The organism is Marinococcus luteus, from assembly GCF_900106595.1.
Taxonomy (GTDB): Bacteria; Bacillota; Bacilli; order Bacillales; family Marinococcaceae; genus Marinococcus; species Marinococcus luteus.
Genome location: NZ_FNNC01000003.1, coordinates 28,773 through 48,838 on the forward strand (window position 1 = coordinate 28,773; position 20,066 = coordinate 48,838).

The window sequence follows — 20,066 nt, forward strand, 5'->3', positions numbered from 1 at the left end:
TCCCCTTATACCTTTGACAGCAGCAACCTCCCACACTGTTCTGTCCGCCCGGGCGCCGCTCCCCTTGTCTAAGCGGCCGCCCCGGGCACCAGAAGCCCGGCATCCGCCGGGTTTCTTTCTTATGGTCTCTTACTGCTTATAGAGCTTTTCCTCCACACAGCCCATATCTGCTTCCCCTCTCTGGAGAGCGTTGGAAGACAACCATGAACGAGGTCTTATTCTTTTTTGTGTAAAAGTGTGGTATTCTTAGGAAATATGTAAAATGAATTTTAGATGGAGGTCGGAGGTTCCATGAGGAAGTCATTTGGCGTACTTCTCGTTTCTTTAAGTCTCGTCCTTCCGATAGGATGTTCATCCATTGACAATGAACCAGATCCCACGGAAAACCAATCTTCAGATGAGGAACCGGCTTCTGATGAGGTTCTTTCTGAAAGTATCGACTATATGCAGGAATTAAACCGTTATTCTATTGATATAAACATGGACCAGACCATCGGCCCGGCCCAGGAAGAACCAGTTACTAATGAACTCAGCTCCCACGTGGAAGTGGGCACCGACCCGTTCGTCTACCATGAGTCTTCGACGCTGCAGACGACCGAACAGGAGCCGAAGGAAATTGAGCGCTACCTGACGGCTGAAGGCTTTTTCACGTATGATTCTGCAGAAGAGGAATGGATCAAGTATCCGGATGAATTCACCGGCGATTTGAGTGCTTCAAGCCAGTCCATCGGCGAACCGGCAGCTGTGCTGGAGCTGATCGAGGCCTATGCTGCAGATTTTCAACTGGACGAACAGGAGTCGGAATATGTGATTGAGGCGCGCGGCCGCTCCGCTCAAATGCGTGAGCTCGTTAAAAGCACAGTCGGCTTCACCAATGAAGACTTTGACAGCTTAATTGACGACATGCTGTTTGCCGGAAACCTGAAAGATACTGTCTACACTATTACCATCGATAAGGACTCGATGCAGACAAAAAGCATTCAGGCAGATTTTGAAATTGCCATGAATAACAGTCAGAGTCCGCAAACTGCTTCATCCACCCAGTCCCTCACGTTTGCCTATGATGAGGTAAACAAGGAGCAGACAATCAGCGCGCCTTCCAACGTCGTCGCTACGGCGGAGGAGCTGAACTTTGAAGATCTGCAGGAGTGGGAGGAAGGTGAGCGGTTCAGCCAGATTGAAGGCCAGAGTATTTCCGAGCTCATGTATCCTGACCGTCAGCCGGCGAATTGGATTATCGAGCACGGCTCTCTGCCGACGATCGAGCAGAAGCTCGGCCTCCCACCTCTTTCCGAACAGGGCAGCGACGAATAAAAACAGGCAGGGAGCCGGCTCCCTGCCTGTTTATTTGCGTGCGAGTGCTGTCACCCGTAGTTTCCAGCGTTCAAGCACCGGCATATACATTGAAGCGACGTAGCGCATCTTTTCAGCACTGCTCATCGTTTCTGCCTCTATCAGGCTCCGCACTTCTTCGGTTGCCTGCTCAAAGGCTTCAAGATCCTGCTTCCATTCCTCCTCCTGGCCAAACAGATATGACATCGTCACCGTCTGCGAGGAAAACAGCGAGGATTCCCTGGTCGTGCTGTCGAGCAGCCGGTCGCCGTTTTCTTCAAATCCTTCCCGGTAAAATCCTGTCACCTGTACCATGCTTTCCTGCACCATCTGCAGCCAGTCGCTGTACTGCTCGAGAAACGTGGCTTCTGCCCGGCGGAGATGTTCGCTCATCATTACCTGCTCCTTTTTATCCTTTAAGCCGTTTATAACATAATCCCGGCGCCCATACACATAAAAACCTTCAGGCCCGGGCCTGAAGGTTTTGTATACTAGTTTCTGCTGTCGAAAAAATACGCTGATGCCGTTGCGTTGCTTTGTTCATATTTCCCCATGTGACGGCGCTTTTGACGGGTTCCCTGCAGCTCTTCACGGATCACCTGTTTCCAATTGACAAGCTGGCCGTCAATATAACGATTCATTTTGACCGTCTCTTCCCCGAGCTGTCGCTCAGCCTCTGACCACTCCTCCACAGGCGGAAGGCCTTTCAGCTGCCGGTCCCGCGCCTGCGGGAAAAGATACACACTCTCAATGTACTCATCCCTCGGCTGTTCGTTACCCGGCATAGGCTGGGCCACTTTTTCGTACAGTTCACGGATTACACTCATTAGGTCCGGCCGCCTTCCCGGAAGCGGCTCTCCCGGTCTTTTTGCATCGCCTGCTTCTATGTGTCGCGAAACTCTTCGACAAGTCCGTACACTTCCCGCAGAGCTTCCGTATCATTACTGACGTTCGCTTCAATCAGCCGGCGGTACATGTAGTCATACATCTGCATCATGCTGCTGCAAAGCTCGCTGTCCGTTTTCATCGTAATCATCAGCTCTCCGATAATGTTCTGCGCCCGGATCATCAGCTTGTTTTTTCGACCTTTCCTTCGTTCATCGCTTTTTTCCGCTTTTTGAAGAAATTTCAGGCAGCTTTTGTATAAAAGAAGCGTGAGTTCCCCCGGCGAGGCGGTCTGCATTGCCTGCTGGTACATTGCCTGTGCCTGATTAAAACTCATATGTTTTCTTCCTCCTCAAGAAGGTGCTGTTGTTACTGACCGCCGTTCATAAATTGCATCAAGTAGTTGGACTGCGAATTTGCCCGGCTCATCGCTGTAAACTGGCAGTAATACCGGTTTTCCACCGATACCATCCGGTCTTCAAACTGGGCGATACGGTCGTCAATGTTTTCCATATTGCGCCCAAGCGTAAACTGGTGCGGGAGCAGCTTGCCTTTGTATCCCCCGGCCCGTTCAGCAAGAGCGGACACCCCGTTGTCGAGCATTTCTCTCATCCGGCGGGCAAGTCCCTGTGCTTCAGTAGTTGAACCGCTCGCAGCAAACAGACGGTAAACGCCTTCCCTGTCTTCTTCAATCACCTGGCGCTGTTTTCCGCTTACCTTCACGATCATATCGTCAGTATTTTGTTTAAGATTGCTGCCTTCCACGCTGTAGGATAGGACGCACCGCCGTCACCGTTAATCGTTTTGCTTTGAATCACGCCTTCACTCCACTGTGGTTCTTTCCCGGCCGCAAACGCCTGGCTGCCGATGGCTTCCGAAGCGGAAAAATCAGGTCCGACCGCCCGTTCTGAGCTGCTCTGCGATGCTGATTTTGCCAGCTGTTTGACCTCGCTGACCGAATAGGTAGCATTTACCCGCATCCGCTGACGCCGTAGCGCTCACACGGCTGTCGTTGGTGGACGTGGCCGAGCGGTCCGTCATCGATGACTTTTTCATAATCGAATCAAAAATCGTGTTCCGGAAATCAAAAAACCGTTTGTTTACATCCTGATACATTTCCGTCTGCCACTCGAGCGTCTGTTTCTGCTGGTTCAGCTTGTTGATCGGCTGGCGTTCCGCCCGCATTAAATCCTTCACCGTCTGGTCAATATCCATTCCTGAAGCAAACCCGGATACTCGCATGAATGATAGGCTCCCTTCTGCCGTTTTCTTCGTTACTGTTACTATCGGAAATATTAAACGGCAGTTGAAGCATTTGCCGTAGTTTTTCTAAAATACGAAAAAAGACCCGGATACGATCCGGGCCTCTGGGACATTGCTATTCACTTTTTTCTACGGCATGGCCGCCGAAGCCTTTGCGTAGGGCAGCGACTACTTTGCCGTTAAAGGTGTCGTTTTCCTGCGAACGGTAGCGCATCATGAGAGAGAGCGCAATAACCGGAGTTGTTGCCTCATATTCGAGCGCGGACTCCACGCTCCACTTGCCTTCCCCGGATGAGTGCATCACGCCGCGGATCTCGTCGAGCCTAGCATCGCCGCGGAAGGCTTCCTCCATCAGCTCCATCAGCCAGCCGCGGATGACCGATCCGTTGTTCCAGACGCGGGCAACCTGCTCGTAGTCGTAGTCAAACGGTCCTTTTTCAAGCAGTTCAAACCCTTCGCCCATCGCGGCCATCATGCCGTACTCGATGCCGTTATGCACCATTTTTAAATAGTGGGCGCTGCCGCCTTCCCCAGTGTAGTGGTAGCCGTTCTCCACTGAGAGGTCTTCCATCAGCGGTTCGAGCACCGGGAAAATGTCCTTGCGCCCGCCAATCATCAGGCAGGCCCCGTTTCTGGCACCGGAAATACCGCCGCTTGTGCCAACGTCGAAAAAGTGAACGCCTCTTGCCTCAAGCGCTTCATAATGAGCCAGCGTCCGCTTGTAGTGGGAGTTGCCGGCATCAATTAAAATGTCTCCTTCATCAAGGTAGGAAGCCGTTTCGGTGAGCACTTGATCGGTCGCGTCCCCTGCCGGCACCATCACCCAGATGATACGCGGCTTCGGAAGCTGAGACACCAGCTCCTGCAGGGAGGCGGCTGCGCTGCCGCCGTCACCTTTAAAACTTTCGCGAAATTCTTCGGACAGGTCGTAGGCAACAACGTCATGATCTTTATCAAGCATCTGCAGGCCGATATTATACCCCATTTTTCCTAACCCAATAATTCCTGCTTTCATGTTCTCCACTCCTCTTTTCTATTTATACGAAGATACTTAAAATCAGGGCCACACCAAAACCGACAAAACCGATAATAGTTTCCATGACGGTCCATGTCTGCAGCGTTTGTTTTTCATTCAGGCCGAAGTACCTGCTGACCAGCCAGAACCCGGAGTCGTTCACGTGGGAGAAGGCTGTCGCACCGGAAGCAATTGTAATAACGATTAGTCCGAGCATTGCATCGCTGACATCGTATGTCTCAAGCAGCGGTGCTACGAGGCCGGCGGCTGTTACCATGGCCACGGTCGCAGAGCCCTGGGCTACACGGACAAGAACAGCTGTGATAAAGGCAAAGACAAGAATCGGCATATTCGCGTTTTCCATCGCGCTTGCAAGCACGTCGCCGACACCCGACTGAATCAGCATTTCGCCGAATACGCCACCAGCACCGGTAACAAGAATGATAATCCCGGCCGGTTCGAGGGCTTTCGTTGTAATCTGCTGGACTTCCTGTTTCGAGTAACCCCGCCGAATACCGAACACATAAAATGTTAAAAGCGCCGCTACGGTAAGTGCAAAGAATGGATCCCCGATAAAGGACAGAATTTCATAAGCTGTGCTTTCTTCTGCAAGGAAAACCCCGGACCCTGTGTTAAGCAAAATCAACACAAGCGGAAGAAGGATAATAGCGAGAACACTGCGGAAGCTTGGCAGCTCGCGGTCGTACTCGACGTTTCTCATCTGCTCCATCATGTATTCCGGAACACCAACGTCGATTTTTTTCGCCATGTATTTCCCGAATATTGGTCCGGCAATAGCTACTGCCGGAAGGCCGGCAATTGTACCAAACAGAATAACCCAGCCGAGGTCAGCGCCGATGATCGAAGCAACCGAAATCGGTCCCGGCGTCGGTGGAATAAAGCTGTGTGTTACGGCAAGACCTGCTACAAGCGGAATACCGTAGTACACGAGTGATTTTTTCGTTTTACGGACAAGACTGTACACAATTGGAATTAAGATAACAAGTGCAACATCCAAAAAGACGGGAATTGAAACGATAAAGCCTGTAAGCGCAAGCGCCCAGCTGACGTTCTTTTCCCCAAATTTATCAACGAGGGTGAGCGCCAGACGTTCTGCGCCCCCGGACACCCGAAGCATTTCCCCGAACATGGCCCCAAGGCCGATAACGACGGCAATAAATCCGAGGGTGCCGCCCATCCCTTCTTCAATGGTTGTTATAATTTCACCTGGCGGCATGCCGACGGCGATACCGACGAGAAAGCTGACGAGGAGCAAGGCGATAAAGGCTTGAAGCTTGGTCTTCATAACTAAAAATAACAGTGCAACAATTGCTAAAACGGCTACAATAATGAGCCACGGTGCTGAAGTAGTCATAGTATCTCTCCTTTTTCAGTTGATAGTGTGCGTCTGCCTTCTGCGTGTGCACGCTGCACGTCGGCAATCGCGGAAAATTCAGATTGAAGATTGCGTGCAAGCCGTAGAAAAATCGGCTTTAAATCCCGGTACGCTGTCACGTTGTCCATAATCGGTGACTGCCGTGTTTCGATCGGGATCAGTTCGTGAATCGTATCCAGGCTTTCCTTCTGCCCAGTGGCTGTCATGGCAAGCCAGGCAGCACCGAAGCAGGCACTCTGATGGCTGTCCGGAACGACAATGTCGCTTTCGAATATGTCAGCCATCATCTGCTTCCACAGCTCCGAACGGGCGAAGCCGCCGTTAGCACGGAATTCCTTAATGTTGATGCCGGCCTCAATCAGTGCTACGACAACGGCATACATCTGCATCATGACGCCTTCCATAACACTCCGTATCATTTGTTCGCGCCCGTGATGCAGCGTCAGCCCGAAGAACACTCCCTTCGTATCGCTGTTCCAGAACGGAGCGCGTTCTCCGGTCATATACGGCAGAAACAGCAGACCGTCGGAACCGGGCATCACGCTCTCCGCCATCTCCGTCAGCACGTCGTAGGGATCTGTACCATTTTTGCGGCACTCTTCCTTTAGATCCGGCATGATTTTGTCCCGCATCCAGCGGAGCGCAATACCGCCGTTGTTAATCGGGCCGCCGATCACCCACAGGTCATCGGTCAACGCGTAGCAGAATATCCGTCCCTTCGGATCCGTGTACGGCCGGTCGATGACCGTGCGTATCGCTCCGCTTGTCCCAATCGAGCAGGCAACCACGCCTTCCTCAAGTGCCCCGGACCCGACATTTGCGAGCACTCCGTCGCTTGCCCCGATGACGACTGTTGTCGTTTCCTGCAGATGCAGACGCTTGCAGACGTCTTTATGTAAGTCACTTCGCTTGTACGTGGTGCTTACCGGGGTGGACAAATGACTTACCGTAATGCCGGCGAGCGCCAGTGCTCTGTCATCCCACTGCTTTTTATGAATATTGAAAAGGCCTGAAGCTGAGGCGATGGAGTAATCCACGATGTATTCCCCGAACCATTTATGGAACAGAAATTCTTTCACTGAAATCCATTTCGCTGCCTTTCCGGCAATTTCTTCCCGGTGCTTCTGAAACCACATAATTTTAGTCAGCGGCGCCATTGGGTGGATCGGTGTTCCGGTCCGTTCAAAAATATCCTGCCCGTTTTCGGCTTTTACTGTTTCGGTTTCGTGTACCGACCGCTGATCTGCCCATGTGAGCGCCTGCGTGAGCGGCTCGCCGTTTTCATCTACAGCAAGTATGCTGTGCATCGCTGCACTGAAGCCAATCGTTCCAATATGTTTTCCTTCTTTGGCGACGTCTTCAACGACGTTTTTGAGAGTCTGTTCGACGGCGCGAAGAATTTCGTAAGGGTCCTGCTCCTTCCAGGCCGGGTCCGGAGAATAAATTGGATATTCAAGCTCCCGTTCCGCCCAGATCTTTCCGTCTGTATCGTACGCCAGCGTTTTTGTACTCGTTGTACCTATGTCCACGCCGGCTGTAAGTGATTCAGCCATAACATTTACTCCCTCGCTTTCGGTAACGCTTTCAATTGATGAAAATATTTTTCTCAATTCGTTATTATACGTGAAATAAAATTCTATGCAAGCGTTTTAAGAAAATTTTTTCCGTGCATTTTAATAGCTAAGTAAAATTTATTCCTTTATGATGAATATAAGACTTTTTTCTCCGGAGGGATGCCCATGGCTACCGAAACGACTCACGTCCGTCAGCGGATCCAGTCGCTGTACAACAGTTTTAGTGACAAAGAAAAGCAAATCGCCGACTATATGCTGCAAAACCCCGAAACCATTGTTCATTCGACCATCAATCAGGTAGCCGATCAGCTTTCCCTCGCAGACGCCACCGTGTTCCGTTTCTGCAAGCGACTCGGGTTTAAAGGGTATCAGGCGATGAAAATCGCGCTCGCTTCTGATATTATCGAACCGATCGAAGACATTCATGAAACGATCCAGGAAAGCGACACCGAAGCAGAAGTGATGTCCAAGGTATTTCAAAGTAATAAAAATGCTCTCACCTACACCCAGGAAGTGCTTGATGAAAGCACTGTCCGCCAGGCGGTGCAGTACCTGCTTGAAGCGTCAGAGCTCCATTTCTATGGAAGCGGCGGCTCCGGCGTCACTGCCCAGGACGGCCAGCACAAGTTTATGCGCACCGGACTCCCGAGTCACGCCTATACCGATGCCCACTGGCAGGTAATGGCTGCGTCCCAGCTAAAGCCAAACGACGTCGCGATTGTCATTTCTCACTCCGGGGCCAATGAAGACGTCCTCGAAGCAATGGATGTGGCCAAAGAACAGGGCGCCCGCATCATCGCGATTACAAGCTATGCAAAAACGCCCATCAGCCAAAAGGCCGACCTGACGCTGCAGACCATTTCCCGCGAAACCGAATACCGCTCCGAAGCGCTCGCCTCCAGGCTCGCCGAACTCTCGCTACTCGATGGCCTCTACGTGAATTACTGCATCAAAAAGAAAGACCAGGCCCAGGAAGCCGTGGCCAAAATACGCAAAGCCGTCGCAAGAAAAAAGCTATAAGAAAAGCGGTGAGCGTTGGGTCACCACCCGGGACGGCTCGCCGTTTTCAGTCGGCTTGGGACGAAGTCGCAAACGAGCGGAAAATGCGAATGGACCCGGGTGGTAACGCTCGGAGCTGGACATCAGGAAAAGCGGAGGTCCGCCGATCAGGAGTCTCGTACGGCTGACCACGCCCTGCCTGCACTTGTTGTTAAACAAGGAAGGCAGGGCAGGGTCAACGGAACGAGCGACTGCGGACCGAAACTAGACAATAAGAAAAGCGGAGCCACCCTATTTTAAGGAAGTTAGGTGGTGAAATGTAACTTTCACCACCTAACTGACCTGCTCCGCAGGCCTCAAACAAAAACAGCCCGGCTTCTCCTCTTCACAGGAAAAGCCGGGCTGTTTGTTTTATCCCTTGCGTTCGATTAAAGCGGCATGATTATGTTTCGGGCTGTTTACTTCGGTGCTTACGGGATATATAGCCATCCGGGAAGCATCAAATGGCTGAAGCAGTGATTTCAATACTTGTTTGTCAGTTTCATGCGGGTCGAGCCAGGTTTTTCGTGCTTCTTCATCCAGAATAACCGGCATCCGGTGGTGAATGTTCTGCATTAAATCGTTTGCTTCGGTCGTAATGATCGTGCAGGACGTAATCGTTTCTTCCTTGCCTTCCCACCTGTCCCACAGGCCGGCGAACGCAAATGGTTCTTCGTTGTCAACCGTTATCCGGTACGGCTGCTTCGTACCTCCCTCCCGGTCCCATTCATAGAAACCATCGGCAATGACCAGGCAGCGCCGGCGTTCAAGCAGGTGGCGGAATGCTGGTTTGGTATCAACGCTTTCTGCCCGGGCGTTGATCATTTTATGCCCGATTTTCTTATCATCTGCCCAGGACGGGATCAACCCCCACTGCAGCCAGCCGGCTTTCGTCTGTTCAGTGGAGGAGGCCACCGCCAGCACTTTCTGTGACGGCGCTACGTTGTAGCTTTCGTTCCCTTCCGGAAATGCTGCACCAAAGGCCTTTTCCAACGCCTCTCTGGAATTAACCAGGGTGTATCTTCCACACATCACAGGATACCTCCTTTTACAGCTTATGTATCCGAAAAAAGAACCTACTACTTAAAAAAATTACTATTACGCAAATCCCATCCGGCCATTACGAAGCATACAACAGCATAGAGGCTTAAAAAGCCTCCCAGGATACCATACGATGCTCCCTCAAACCCCCGAACGTGCATATAGCCGTAATAAAAAAGCGAAATAGCTGCAGCCATAAGTGCGATGCCCGGCAGCAGCTTTACCCAGAGTGCCCATCCTTTTAGCACAAACACCAGCGTGAAAAGGAGAGCTATGACTCCTGGAAGTATAGATGTTGTGAATGGTCCACTGATCATGATATCTCTCCCACGGTTCCCACCATTAATAAAAGCTGGGCGAATGTTCATGCCCCCGCACTTCTCTCCTAATAAAGTAACATAATCTGGCACCAGATATCCTGTTTTAGGCAGCGGGCTTCATGAAAACTTATTTTTAAGGAAGACATACCACTTACCCGAAGATCTGTGAAGCAATAGCATACAGGGCCCCGTCCCGGGAGCCTAAATTCTTAGGGTAACGCGCCATCATAGGCGGTTCGCTTTGTTTTTCAAAGCCGTACTTCTCAAGCATGGCCGTGATAATTCCGGTTTCTGCGGTAAGATCAATCCGGATTTTCGCCGGATGAGCCTCAATCAACTGCTCGATTAACGCAGTTGCCTCTCTCCCACCTGAAGCTGTGACTGGACCAATCAGAAGCTGCCCTTCATGCCAGATCGACAAAGCAAAGCCAATTAGATGATTTTGGTCATCCTTTAACACAAGACACTGATGTGCCTGGTTAAGCCGGTAATGCAAAAAGACATCCCGGTCATCCCCAAACGCCTCGCGGTCCAGCTGTTTTACGCTCTGCCAGTCGGAAGCCTTATACGCTTTTATGTTATAAGGCTGACCGGGGCTGTTTTTCTTCCCCACGTGACCCGGGGCGGTATATTTGTGCACCGTACCTGCTTCTTCAAATCCGAGCTGCCGGTATAACGGCTTCCCTTCTTCAGTAGCAAACAGCATCACTCCGGTGTCTGCCGGCAAAATATCCAGACACGCCTGCACTGCTTCCCTCGCCAATCCCCGCTGGCGGCAGGCCTCCCGGACAATAACGAGTCCGAGCGTTGCCGTTTCTTTGTATCGAATTACAGCCGAACTGGACACTACTTTGCCTTCCGGGGTTTTATGACCGTATACCACTCCGGAAGCGAGCACTGCCTTCATTTCTGCTTCATCGTAGTCCCACCCGGCCTCCCGGGGCAGTTCCACAAGTGACGGGATATCGTTCTCAGTTAACCGGTGCATCGCAAGCTCCATCTGACGTTTCTCCCTTCCCGGCGTCTACAGTTTATGCCGCATACTCTTCTCTATCCATTTCTGTTCTGCTTTCATTTTCCGGTAAATATAAATGTCCTCCACTGCCATGACCATATAAACTACTCCGTAAAACAAATACGTCCCCGTCGTGAAATCGGCCGACAGCCAATGAATTATTGTTACTAAAAGAAGCAGGGCACTGCCGAAGAAATCCTTCTTTAAGCGCCCTGCGTATATTGATTTTTTATTTGCAGCTTTTTGCTGCCCGGCATCCATTTCTGTCACCTCTTTATTCTGCCCAGGTAACTGTTACAATTTCACCATGTTTTTCCCGTTGCTTTTCGCGTTATAGAGGGCCTGGTCCGCTTTAAGCATCATGTCCTCCCGCTGGCGGTGCAGGGCTGGTACAATGACGTTCACACCGATACTGACCGTCACCTTCGGGCTCACTCTCGACGTTTCATGACGAATATTCAGCCTGCTTACTTCTTCGCTTATCGCGTGGGCGATCACCTGGGCTTCCTTGTTGTTTGTTTTAGGCAGCAGAAGCGCAAACTCTTCTCCACCGAAACGGGAAGCCATCCCCCCGGAACGCATGCACACCCTGTGGATAGCCCCAGCAATCTGCTTTAGACATTCATCACCTTCGAGGTGGCCGTACGTATCATTGAAGTTTTTAAATTCATCCAGATCAATCATCATTACCGCAAGCGGAGACTGGCGTTCCATTCCTTCAGTCCAGTACCTGTCGAAGGCGTCGTTAAACGCCCGCCGGTTGGACAGACCTGTTAATCCGTCTACATTCGCGAGACGTTCGAGCTTACGGACGTTCGCATTCTGCTTGGAACGGTCCCGGATAATTCCGATCATGCCAATAATACGTTTATACATAAAAACCGGGCTTGCCATCACTTCAAGCTCCATGACCGAACCGTTCTGCCGCCGCAGGTTCACCTCAAAATGCTGTGAATTCCCTCTCATAACCCGGTCTGTATATTTTTCGACCAGATCATGATCCGTGAAGTTTAATTCTTTCATTGAAAGACCAATCACTGTATCACGCTCTTTATTCAGCATTTCAAGCAGCTTTTCGTTTACTTCAATCACGCAGCCGCTGTCATTCAGAAGAAACACCGGGGAAAGCGGCTGGTCAAACAAAGCATGGTAATAGTTTCGTTGCACCTGCTGCTCCACGCTGCGCTTAAATATTACCCAAAGCACCAGCGCCAGAAGCATCAGCCCGGTAAGCAGTCTTGTAATCAGCCCTTCTCTTTCAAGTGGTGCGCCCAGAAACAGCACATCATAAAAATTCACCAGCATAAATACCGGAACTAAAACAAGCATCGACAGAGTGACACGCTTCGCCACTTCCTGGGTTTTAATCTGCGTTATTTCCTTGTGCTTCATTTTATCCCCCGCTCTGCTGATAAACGCTAGCTATTTTTAAGAAACATTTATGTACGCACACGACGGCTTTCATAATATTGACTCATTTTATCACACGCCTTAAGTTTTAGGTATATATAATCAATGAAGAATTCATTTTCATAATTATCATTTGATATCCATATTTTAACACAAGTTGTTTAATTATATGTATTCCAATCAACATAGGGATTATTATTTCTCATAACCAATTTCCTCTGAGTATAAACCTGTTCATTGTCGTGAGAATATTCCTAGAGTGTCAAAAAATCAAAAAAGCCTATCCATTTCAAAGGACAGGCTTTTTTTAAAAGATTACTGCATCAGCTTTTCCGGAATGAATTATCTCAGACATGCCTTAACAGCATTATACAAAAAAGTTGTTATTGTTCGCTTTCATTATGATAGCGCCCCTTCGGCACGACCAGAGGCGAAAGCGATACGGGATCCTCAATGACGGTGCAGTCCAGATTGTAAATATCCTTCATCATCAATATCGATAAATATAGAAGGAATTTGTGAAAATGTCAAATGAGTATACAAACTTGTTGTTAATAATTTAAGTGAATGAATTTAGGATAACAAATTTAACAAGCGGCATCCGAACTACCCGGATTGCCGATTGTATTTATATAAGCTTAAAGGGGATTAAAATACCCTACTAGCCTTCGATTGCTAAATGCTATTCATACCAGCTTGAAGTATTCCATTTTCTGAACAAAGGAATCTGCTTAATAATCGTGATCAAATATGATAGGCTCACAACGCCTGCAATTATGCTGATTAAATTAATATAATTTAAACTAATAGAGGTGCTGAGACCTGCAGGATCCACGAAAAACTTTGCTATTAAAAAGCCTGGCACTATGCAAAGCAATACTATAATGGAAGCCTTTACAGATTTTTTAAAACAAAAAAATAAAAATGACACTGAAACTGGTACTATACATTTTTTATTCCCTAAAGAATATTGAAAAATGCTATAGCATAAAGTCATGCCCATAATCTTCAAAATACTTACAGAAACTTTATACCAATGTTCTTTAATAAATATAATGCTCTCCATACTAAACGTGTTTAGTATTAATAAACCAAAAACACTGACTCCTGCAATGAAACCTGTTAAGGTCAATGTCTGTTTCCAGATGACTCGAATAGCGTTGAACATATACTACAGCTCTCCTTAAATCAATAACAAAAGCAATAAGGGGATAGTAAAAATGCTGCTGAGCGTTGTTATTAAAGTAACTGCCGATACATGATGAGGATCTGTTTGGAACTGCACAGCATACAAAGTGGTATTCGCTGCTGAAGGCGCAGCAGCCATGACTATCATAATATTTCCCGTCAAAGTGTTTACTGGAAGCAGTACCACAAGCAGCCATGCTACAGCAGGAGAAATGATTAATCTGACTAATACCGCACTTATCATTCTCGAAACGTTTATATGAACAAAAGATATATTTGCCAGTTGCATACCTAAAAGCAGCATTATGACTGGTATCGCTGCGTCAGCTATCGAATTAATACTGCCCGTCATTTCCTTTGGCAGTGTGATAGAAGTAATATTAAATATAAAGCCTAAAAGGGCTGCATATAAAAGGGGCAGCTTCAATACTTTCCAAATCACGCTCCAGCCTTTAGCAGCTTCAATGGGTGATCCTTTCGCAGCAAAATAAACTCCTACCGAGCTCATTAATAGTTGCTGCAGCACCATTAGCATTACGGCAATATTCAGAGCCTGATCTCCAAATATTGCCAACACTAAAGGGACACCAAAATTGCCATTATTCATAAAAGCCGAAGATAAAATAAAACCGTAGTGTTTTTCTTTATCTTTATGCCAAAAATAAGAAAAACAATAACCAACGAGCACCAGCAATAAACATAAAGCACCAACAAAGACTGCGTAATAAACAATTTCTTTATCAATGCCTTCCTGGTAAAACGTTCTGAATGCAAGAAACGGCACCAGCAAATAAATTGTAAACGTAGACAAAGGTGCCAATTCTATATTTAAAAAACGTTGAGCAGTAAAGCCTGCCACAAAAATTGCTATCACTGGCCAGACAATATTGAAAATGTCCATACTGTATCTTCTTTCTTAATTAGTAAATGACTTTTATCTATTCCAGACGATGAGCTTTTCCTCTGTCATTTCTTCGATGGCATATTTCGGGCCTTCTTTACCCGTGCCGCTATTTTTCACTCCTCCATAAGGCATATGGTCCACTCTATAGCCCGGCGTATCATTGATAATTACTCCGCCCACTTCTATTTCTTCCGCTGCCTGCAGAGCAAAATTCAAATCGTTCGTAAAGATACCTGCCTGCAGCCCATAGTCAGAGTTATTCACTTTTTGTATAGATTCTTCTTCCTCTGTGTAAGACTCTACGCACACTACGGGCCCGAATACTTCATCGTAAGAAACACGCATTTTCTCAGTAACATTTGTCAGCACGGTCGGATAAAAAACAGCTTCCTTCCGACGGCCTCCGACTTGAACCTTTGCCCCTTCCTGTACTGCTTCTTCTACCCAATCTTCTACACGTTGTGCTGCTTCTTCTGAAATCATCGGACCGACATCAGTAGTTTCTTTTCCAGGGTCACCGACTTGTATACTCTCAGTTGCAGCCCGCAAATGCTGAACAAACTCATCATGAATAGACTGGTGGACAAAAACTCTTTGGACAGAGATACAAACCTGCCCTGCATTATTAAAGCTTTTCTGTGCCACAGCTTTAGCAGCTGCCTGAATATTTGTATCATGATGAACAATAGAAGCCGAGTTGTTTCCAAGTTCCAGTGTCACTTTTCGAAGCCCCGCGTTTTGCTTAATATACTTCCCTACGCTAGTACTGCCTGTGAATGTGAACATATCCACTTCATTATTTTCCAGAAGCCAGTTTCCGATTTCTGCTCCGTTCCCCGTTAACACCTGGAGTCTTCCACTTGGCAATCCAGCTTTTTTAAATATTTCAGCTAATTTCAAAGCCACCAGCGGAGTAGCATCCGAAGGCTTCAACACCACGCAGTTGCCCGATGCTAATGCCGGCCCGATTTTATGGCAAACTAAATTCAATGGCACGTTAAAAGGGGTGATCGCTGCTATTACGCCTACCGGCTTCCGAACAGTATAGGCCCTTCTATTTTCAGAGCCTGGGGCTGCTTCAATGGGCACCCCTTCTCCAGCTATACGCTTCCCTTCTTCCGCGGCGATTTCTAAAGTTAATGCTGAACGGGAGACCTCTCCCCGCGCTTCATTGATTGGCTTTCCTACTTCTTTTACCAGCAGGTTGGCAAATGCTTCTTGCTCCTCCCTTAACCTCGCGGCCGCTTTTTGCAGTATTTGATACCTCTCGTAAGGACTAAGGGGGATCTTAAAAGCTTCTAATGCGCCTTGGACAGCTTCCTCAACATCATTTTTGCCGGCATGAGCTACTTGTGCTATTGGCTCCAGGCTGTATTTGTCTAAAACATTTAGTTTTTGTTCGGTCACCTTGTTTTGGTTATTAATAAAGAGCCCAAATTCTTTCTGCTGTTCAAAGGTTTGCATTAAAATACCTCCCAATTCATCGTAATGTTACTACCTTTTCATCTTTAAAAAAAGCTTTCGCATAGTTTTGACTTTCAAATACACGAATTTTTTCTGCAACCTTCTCTTTTAATTTCTCTTTGCCTGCCTGCGTAGCATTTGCTAATACAATGTCGTTATTATTGTCTTTCCAATACTCCCGCATGCCATTGATAAATGCCTGCCTGAGCTCTGTGTCTACGTTTATTTTTGAAACCCCTAATTGAACGGCTCTTCTTACCTGATCGTCTGGAACATCGGATCCGCCGTGAAGAACAATAGGACGGGAAACTTCTTTAGCAATTTCTGTTAATCTTTCAAATCGAATATTGGGTATTTGCTGGTACATACCGTGTGCGGTACCAATGGATATAGCTAAATAATCTACATTTGTAGCTTCAGCAAACGTTTTAGCTTCTTCGACGGAAGTAATAAGCGCATCTTTTTCATCTACGGTGATATCATCTTCCGTACCGCCTATTTTGCCTATTTCCCCTTCAGAACCAATCCCTAATTCTTTTGCCATTAACGCTATGTGGGCAGTTTTTTCAATGTTTTCTTCGACCGGCAGCGAAGAGCCATCAAACATTACGGACTGAAAACCCAATTGAATCGCCCGCGCTGTCTGTTTTAATTCACGGCTGTGATCAAGATGAATCGCAATTGGTATACTCGCTTCCTTGCCGTACCAGTCGATCAATGATTTCATTGGTTCTAAGCCTACAGTTTGTATAACTTTTTGACCAACTTGGATCATAATTGGGGCCTGCATTTCTTCCCCCGCTTCGATAATAGCCTGGACGGTTTCTACATTATGAGCACTAAAAGCTCCTACCCCGTAATTGTTTTTAAATGCGTGTTCCAACATAGTTTTCCCATCAATAAATGCCATTTTCTTCGACCTCCTTACCGCTCTAAATCAATATCGTAATGATATTGATCGCTTCGGTATCTAGTTTTTGTATACTCTATTGGACGATCATGTATGCCAAAACTAAGTCTGGTCATTTTTAATAATGCTTCACCTGCTCGAATACCGAGCAAGTCCGCCTCATCGATCGTAGCATTGATAGCTATAATGCTTTCATTAGCTTTTTTTAGATAAATACCATGCCTTTCTAAAATCTCGTAATATTTGGCTTGGTTTAAATCTTCATTCATCAACAATTCACCAAGATCTTTAGGCCAGCACGTGCGCTCTAAGGCTACAGGAATATCATCTGCAAAACGTATACGTTCAAGCAAAAGTATCTCTTCTTCAGCCCCTACCTTCAACATACTTTTCTCGTGATACAAATCATCACGAAACTCAGCACGAATTAATCGGGAAGTTGGTATTTGGCCTTTCTCAATAACTTCTTCGGCAAAACCTTTTAATCTTCCCAAACTCCCAACCAATTTTTGCGGTTTTACAATGGTACCCTTCCCTTGCCGTCTTTCCAGAACACCCGTTTGAACCAGGATAGATATTGCTTGGCGAATAGTTGTCCGGCTGACGTCGAATTCTTTCATTAACTCCTGTTCGGTTGGAATTAAGTTATTTTCCTGCCAAATATGGCGGTCTATTCTATCAACTAATACATTCTTCACTTGTAAATAAAGGGCTTCCGGTTTACTTTGGTCTATCGATGGATGAGGCATAAATATTGTCTTCCTTTCTTAAAGGAGGGGGGTAAGAGAGTGTATCGCCTATTAATGGGCGAAGCCATTCATAATATCGCTTTCGGTCATTAATGAATTTTTCCGGCAGTGCTCTTTCCCCTTCTTTTATCACGTTTTTAAATGAAGTAGTATTTATTTTAACATGATAAGGAAGATTACTAATGCGTTCTATACAAACCATCTGGCCACTGACATTTTCGTTTATTAAATGAGCAGCTTTCACACCAATCTCTATAGCTTCCTGCTTATCTGATTCAGAAACATACAGGGAAGAAGAGCGCTGGTTCATGCCCAAAACCTCAGCTCTTGCACTAATTTTAAAATATTCTTCTAAGCTGGATTTAATTTGAGCAGAAACTCCTCCTAATACAGCCCGCCCATTTTTGTGTTCGGCATTCAGACTGTCTTTCCAAAACATGCCTTCACTTACTACGAGCAATGCTTGGCCATGAGACTTCAATGAAGCTTCCACAGATTGAAATAATTGCTCATGCGTATTAGATGTTTCAGGAAGTCCAATAAAGTGGGGGCCTTCTTCTTCATATTCTTTGAAAAATCCCGATGCCCCAGCAAGCCACCCCGAATTTCTTCCCATGGTTTCCAAAATTCTTACCTGTTCAAAGTTATTCATTGCCATTAAATCCCTGCTGGAATCTGCAACTGTGTGTGCCACGTACCTGGCAGCACTTCCAAAACCAGGTGAATGATCAGTACCTCCAAGATCATTGTCTACGGTTTTGGGAATACCTATTAATTGTAGGTCAGCGCCTATATTAGCCAATTCTTTCTCTATGAGATGCAAAGCTTGCATGGTACCATTTCCGCCAATCATAATCAGCGCATCAGCCTGGATGTATTTCAATTGCCAGCACATTTTTTCAATTACTTCCATGCTGCTCATAAAACGCCCAGACCCTAAACAAGCTCCCGGAACATTTTTATACATCTGTATACGCTCCAGCAAATTTGCATTTCCTTCTAAGAAATTACCTTCTGCCAATCCCTCATAGCCATTCAATACAAAAGTCACATCATGCTTTGGCGCTAAAGCCTCTGTCAGACTCGCTAAAGAGGCATTTATAACAGCTGTTGGTCCTCCAGCCTGGCCTATTACAATACGTTTTTTCATACACATCCACCCATCTTACTACTCTACATAAACAGTTGCTGGTATGTTTAGTTTACGTCCCAGTTCTACTAAATCCTCTGTTACATCTGCATAAACTAAACCATAATGAGGTTCATAGCCACCTTCCATCAACTGCTGTACCGTCTCAGTTACTGGCGTACACAACTCAACTTCTACACTTGTGCCATTAAATCGCTGCGGCGTATCCAATGCTTTCCCTTTCATAATTAATAGCCGGAAACCCTCCATGGGCAAATAACTCACCCGAAATATAGTGACTTCTCCTGCCTTCAAACCGAATTCCATTGTCATACCTGTTTTTCTATTCGGGTGAACGCCTGCCTGAGCACCTTGTTTTTCATTTGCTAATGAGTACGCTCCAGCTCCGCAATGCCAAAAAACTACAGAATTGCTGGCCTCATTTACGTGAACCATGTCCCCAAGGTACGGGGAAGCTCCTAAAGATAGATGGTTTAGTATGTGCATCGATAAGGCCCCGTGAATATCTGTTTCACAGGCTGAAGAAACGCCGTCTTCAGTTAATTGGGAAAGCGTCGAACATGCTGCTGCTCCAAACTCTGTAAAAAATTCAGGAAGACATCGAATCGCCAATGCCGATAGGTTTTCCTCCCGGATTTCCTGACGCATATATGCACAAAACTCGGAGAACTTTTTGGTAGTTTCTTCTGAACGCTGAAGACCAATTACTTGTGTTTCTGCCCTGTCCAACTCCTGCTGCTGCATGGAGGCAGTGGTTTGTTTTGCCTGTTCAAATGCTCTTTCTAATTGCATGCTGTGTATTTGAACACCAAACTGTTTCTGTAAGAGTTCTTCATCTGTATCTGCAAAGAAAAAACCTGGGGGATGCTCTCCTACGACTCCAATTTTCATGCTTTGAAGATTTTTAATCATTGACTGTACATTCAAATTCACCCGCAATTTGTTAAGAACCTGGCTTTCATCACTATTACCAAACACAAAATCGTACGGGTGATTAGCTGCACGCAAAACATGGGACGTACTGTTTCCTCCTGTTAAGGAATTCAGCCTTAGTCTTCCACCTATTTCAGGCTCTCTAATGGACCAGACCATAACCGGAACAGAAAACCGATTAATAACTTCCCGAATGTACTCGCCGTCAGTAAAAGTGAGACTCTGATAAATGACATAATCTATACTTTCAGCTTCTAATGAGTTAATAAATTCACTAACGTCATTAACAGATCCTAAAACGTCTTCTGGTTCAAACAAATGAGCACTTACACTTTTGAGTACTTCGCTAGTTTGCGACCGTTGTTTTCTTGCCGTTTCCACATCAAACGTCTTTTTAACTGCCGGAATATATAATACCTTCATTCCATTCATGTCATACCTCCGTCTTGTAAAGGTTATTATGTTTATTTAAACATAAT

24 protein-coding genes are annotated in these 20,066 nt (G+C 46.8%); 3 read left to right on the forward strand and 21 right to left on the reverse strand.

Features of this window, described 5'->3' with window-relative positions; genetic code table 11:
- The first annotated feature begins 291 nt into the window (after positions 1–291).
- On the forward strand, positions 292–1,314 hold the full coding sequence (locus tag BLV22_RS07620) for a DUF6612 family protein (protein ID WP_091613475.1): 1,023 nt from the start codon (positions 292–294) through the stop codon (positions 1,312–1,314).
- A 30-nt stretch (positions 1,315–1,344) separates the two neighbouring features.
- Here BLV22_RS07620 and BLV22_RS07625 read toward each other — a convergent pair whose 3' ends face one another.
- The 9 genes from BLV22_RS07625 to BLV22_RS07660 form a co-directional block, all read right to left on the reverse strand.
- Positions 1,345–1,728, reverse strand: coding sequence for a DUF8042 domain-containing protein (locus tag BLV22_RS07625; RefSeq protein ID WP_176967702.1), 384 nt, complete (start codon positions 1,726–1,728; stop codon positions 1,345–1,347).
- 95 nt (positions 1,729–1,823) lie between these two features.
- Positions 1,824–2,159 (reverse strand): flagellar protein FliT, encoded by a 336-nt coding sequence (gene fliT, locus BLV22_RS07630; protein ID WP_091613481.1) that lies wholly within the window; start codon positions 2,157–2,159, stop codon positions 1,824–1,826.
- A 56-nt stretch (positions 2,160–2,215) separates the two neighbouring features.
- Positions 2,216–2,554, reverse strand: a complete 339-nt coding sequence (fliS, locus tag BLV22_RS07635; protein ID WP_091613484.1) for a flagellar export chaperone FliS — start codon at positions 2,552–2,554, stop codon at positions 2,216–2,218.
- Positions 2,555–2,586: 32 nt separating this feature from the next.
- Positions 2,587–2,946: a flagellar filament capping protein FliD gene (fliD, locus tag BLV22_RS07640; RefSeq protein ID WP_091613487.1), complete on the reverse strand. Its 360-nt coding sequence runs from the start codon at positions 2,944–2,946 to the stop codon at positions 2,587–2,589.
- Positions 2,943–3,197, reverse strand: coding sequence for a hypothetical protein (locus BLV22_RS14800; protein ID WP_143030966.1), 255 nt, complete (start codon positions 3,195–3,197; stop codon positions 2,943–2,945). The genes fliD and BLV22_RS14800 overlap by 4 nt, the downstream gene beginning before the upstream one ends.
- Positions 3,106–3,459, reverse strand: a complete 354-nt coding sequence (locus BLV22_RS07645) for a flagellar cap protein FliD N-terminal domain-containing protein (RefSeq protein ID WP_091613489.1) — start codon at positions 3,457–3,459, stop codon at positions 3,106–3,108. Before BLV22_RS07645 ends, BLV22_RS14800 begins: the two co-directional genes overlap by 92 nt.
- Positions 3,460–3,595: 136 nt before the next feature.
- Entirely contained in the window at positions 3,596–4,495 is a 900-nt protein-coding gene (gene gnd / locus BLV22_RS07650; RefSeq protein WP_091613491.1) for a phosphogluconate dehydrogenase (NAD(+)-dependent, decarboxylating), read from the reverse strand.
- 22 nt (positions 4,496–4,517) lie between these two features.
- A complete protein-coding gene (locus BLV22_RS07655; protein WP_091613493.1) occupies positions 4,518–5,870 on the reverse strand; it encodes a GntP family permease in 1,353 nt (450 codons plus the stop codon).
- Positions 5,867–7,444 (reverse strand): gluconokinase, encoded by a 1,578-nt coding sequence (locus tag BLV22_RS07660; protein WP_091613496.1) that lies wholly within the window; start codon positions 7,442–7,444, stop codon positions 5,867–5,869. Before BLV22_RS07660 ends, BLV22_RS07655 begins: the two co-directional genes overlap by 4 nt.
- A gap of 186 nt (positions 7,445–7,630) precedes the next feature.
- On the opposite strand from BLV22_RS07660, the gene BLV22_RS07665 reads away from it, so the two are divergent.
- Positions 7,631–8,485, forward strand: coding sequence for a MurR/RpiR family transcriptional regulator (locus tag BLV22_RS07665; protein WP_091613499.1), 855 nt, complete (start codon positions 7,631–7,633; stop codon positions 8,483–8,485).
- Positions 8,486–8,500: 15 nt separating this feature from the next.
- Positions 8,501–8,764 (forward strand): hypothetical protein, encoded by a 264-nt coding sequence (locus BLV22_RS14805; RefSeq protein WP_143030967.1) that lies wholly within the window; start codon positions 8,501–8,503, stop codon positions 8,762–8,764.
- Positions 8,765–8,875: 111 nt separating this feature from the next.
- On the opposite strand, the gene BLV22_RS07670 is transcribed toward BLV22_RS14805, so the two are convergent.
- The 12 genes from BLV22_RS07670 to sftI all read right to left on the reverse strand — a co-directional run bounded on the left by BLV22_RS07670 (position 8,876) and on the right by sftI (position 20,019).
- The gene (locus tag BLV22_RS07670; RefSeq protein WP_091613502.1) at positions 8,876–9,535 is read right to left on the reverse strand and encodes an SOS response-associated peptidase; all 660 of its coding nucleotides are present in this window, start codon (positions 9,533–9,535) and stop codon (positions 8,876–8,878) included.
- A gap of 47 nt (positions 9,536–9,582) precedes the next feature.
- A complete protein-coding gene (locus tag BLV22_RS15180) occupies positions 9,583–9,861 on the reverse strand; it encodes a hypothetical protein (RefSeq protein WP_245724049.1) in 279 nt (92 codons plus the stop codon).
- A gap of 154 nt (positions 9,862–10,015) precedes the next feature.
- Positions 10,016–10,864: a GNAT family N-acetyltransferase gene (locus tag BLV22_RS07680; RefSeq protein WP_091613504.1), complete on the reverse strand. Its 849-nt coding sequence runs from the start codon at positions 10,862–10,864 to the stop codon at positions 10,016–10,018.
- 24 nt (positions 10,865–10,888) lie between these two features.
- The gene (locus tag BLV22_RS07685) at positions 10,889–11,140 is read right to left on the reverse strand and encodes a hypothetical protein (protein WP_091613507.1); all 252 of its coding nucleotides are present in this window, start codon (positions 11,138–11,140) and stop codon (positions 10,889–10,891) included.
- A 33-nt stretch (positions 11,141–11,173) separates the two neighbouring features.
- Positions 11,174–12,271 carry a sensor domain-containing diguanylate cyclase gene (locus BLV22_RS07690; protein WP_091613509.1) on the reverse strand — a complete coding sequence of 366 codons (1,098 nt, stop codon included), beginning with the start codon at positions 12,269–12,271 and terminating at the stop codon, positions 11,174–11,176.
- A gap of 700 nt (positions 12,272–12,971) precedes the next feature.
- Positions 12,972–13,457, reverse strand: coding sequence for a hypothetical protein (locus BLV22_RS07695; RefSeq protein ID WP_091613512.1), 486 nt, complete (start codon positions 13,455–13,457; stop codon positions 12,972–12,974).
- Between the two features lie 15 nt (positions 13,458–13,472).
- A complete protein-coding gene (locus BLV22_RS07700; RefSeq protein ID WP_091613515.1) occupies positions 13,473–14,378 on the reverse strand; it encodes an AEC family transporter in 906 nt (301 codons plus the stop codon).
- Between the two features lie 33 nt (positions 14,379–14,411).
- On the reverse strand, positions 14,412–15,845 hold the full coding sequence (locus tag BLV22_RS07705) for an aldehyde dehydrogenase family protein (RefSeq protein ID WP_091613518.1): 1,434 nt from the start codon (positions 15,843–15,845) through the stop codon (positions 14,412–14,414).
- A gap of 16 nt (positions 15,846–15,861) precedes the next feature.
- Positions 15,862–16,755, reverse strand: coding sequence for a class II fructose-bisphosphate aldolase (locus BLV22_RS07710; RefSeq protein ID WP_091613520.1), 894 nt, complete (start codon positions 16,753–16,755; stop codon positions 15,862–15,864).
- A 14-nt stretch (positions 16,756–16,769) separates the two neighbouring features.
- Entirely contained in the window at positions 16,770–17,504 is a 735-nt protein-coding gene (locus BLV22_RS07715; RefSeq protein ID WP_091613523.1) for a GntR family transcriptional regulator, read from the reverse strand.
- Complete coding sequence (locus BLV22_RS07720; protein WP_176967703.1) at positions 17,476–18,654, reverse strand: diphosphate--fructose-6-phosphate 1-phosphotransferase; 1,179 nt, start codon at positions 18,652–18,654, stop codon at positions 17,476–17,478. The genes BLV22_RS07715 and BLV22_RS07720 overlap by 29 nt, the downstream gene beginning before the upstream one ends.
- A gap of 18 nt (positions 18,655–18,672) precedes the next feature.
- A complete protein-coding gene (gene sftI / locus BLV22_RS07725) occupies positions 18,673–20,019 on the reverse strand; it encodes a sulfoquinovose isomerase (protein WP_091613529.1) in 1,347 nt (448 codons plus the stop codon).
- Positions 20,020–20,066: the final 47 nt, after the last annotated feature.

Excerpts from the sequence above, each read along its gene's own strand:
- fliT (WP_091613481.1), bottom strand. The coding sequence starts at position 2,159 with ATGAGTGTAATCCGTGAACTGTACGAAAAAGTGGCCCAGCCTATGCCG.
- BLV22_RS07660 (WP_091613496.1), bottom strand. The coding sequence starts at position 7,444 with ATGGCTGAATCACTTACAGCCGGCGTGGACATAGGTACAACGAGTACA.
- BLV22_RS15180 (WP_245724049.1), bottom strand. The coding sequence starts at position 9,861 with ATGATCAGTGGACCATTCACAACATCTATACTTCCAGGAGTCATAGCT.
- BLV22_RS07685 (WP_091613507.1), bottom strand. The coding sequence starts at position 11,140 with ATGGATGCCGGGCAGCAAAAAGCTGCAAATAAAAAATCAATATACGCA.
- BLV22_RS07625 (WP_176967702.1), bottom strand. The coding sequence starts at position 1,728 with ATGATGAGCGAACATCTCCGCCGGGCAGAAGCCACGTTTCTCGAGCAG.
- BLV22_RS07645 (WP_091613489.1), bottom strand. The coding sequence starts at position 3,459 with ATGCGAGTATCCGGGTTTGCTTCAGGAATGGATATTGACCAGACGGTG.
- fliD (WP_091613487.1), bottom strand. The coding sequence starts at position 2,946 with ATGATCGTGAAGGTAAGCGGAAAACAGCGCCAGGTGATTGAAGAAGAC.
- sftI (WP_091613529.1), bottom strand. The coding sequence starts at position 20,019 with ATGAATGGAATGAAGGTATTATATATTCCGGCAGTTAAAAAGACGTTT.
- BLV22_RS07695 (WP_091613512.1), bottom strand. The coding sequence starts at position 13,457 with ATGTTCAACGCTATTCGAGTCATCTGGAAACAGACATTGACCTTAACA.
- BLV22_RS07620 (WP_091613475.1), top strand. The coding sequence starts at position 292 with ATGAGGAAGTCATTTGGCGTACTTCTCGTTTCTTTAAGTCTCGTCCTT.
- BLV22_RS14800 (WP_143030966.1), bottom strand. The coding sequence starts at position 3,197 with ATGCGGGTAAATGCTACCTATTCGGTCAGCGAGGTCAAACAGCTGGCA.
- BLV22_RS07710 (WP_091613520.1), bottom strand. The coding sequence starts at position 16,755 with ATGGCATTTATTGATGGGAAAACTATGTTGGAACACGCATTTAAAAAC.
- BLV22_RS07655 (WP_091613493.1), bottom strand. The coding sequence starts at position 5,870 with ATGACTACTTCAGCACCGTGGCTCATTATTGTAGCCGTTTTAGCAATT.
- BLV22_RS07690 (WP_091613509.1), bottom strand. The coding sequence starts at position 12,271 with ATGAAGCACAAGGAAATAACGCAGATTAAAACCCAGGAAGTGGCGAAG.
- gnd (WP_091613491.1), bottom strand. The coding sequence starts at position 4,495 with ATGAAAGCAGGAATTATTGGGTTAGGAAAAATGGGGTATAATATCGGC.
- BLV22_RS07720 (WP_176967703.1), bottom strand. The coding sequence starts at position 18,654 with ATGAAAAAACGTATTGTAATAGGCCAGGCTGGAGGACCAACAGCTGTT.
- BLV22_RS07665 (WP_091613499.1), top strand. The coding sequence starts at position 7,631 with ATGGCTACCGAAACGACTCACGTCCGTCAGCGGATCCAGTCGCTGTAC.
- BLV22_RS07700 (WP_091613515.1), bottom strand. The coding sequence starts at position 14,378 with ATGGACATTTTCAATATTGTCTGGCCAGTGATAGCAATTTTTGTGGCA.
- BLV22_RS07680 (WP_091613504.1), bottom strand. The coding sequence starts at position 10,864 with ATGGAGCTTGCGATGCACCGGTTAACTGAGAACGATATCCCGTCACTT.
- BLV22_RS07705 (WP_091613518.1), bottom strand. The coding sequence starts at position 15,845 with ATGCAAACCTTTGAACAGCAGAAAGAATTTGGGCTCTTTATTAATAAC.
- BLV22_RS07715 (WP_091613523.1), bottom strand. The coding sequence starts at position 17,504 with ATGCCTCATCCATCGATAGACCAAAGTAAACCGGAAGCCCTTTATTTA.
- BLV22_RS07670 (WP_091613502.1), bottom strand. The coding sequence starts at position 9,535 with ATGTGTGGAAGATACACCCTGGTTAATTCCAGAGAGGCGTTGGAAAAG.
- fliS (WP_091613484.1), bottom strand. The coding sequence starts at position 2,554 with ATGAGTTTTAATCAGGCACAGGCAATGTACCAGCAGGCAATGCAGACC.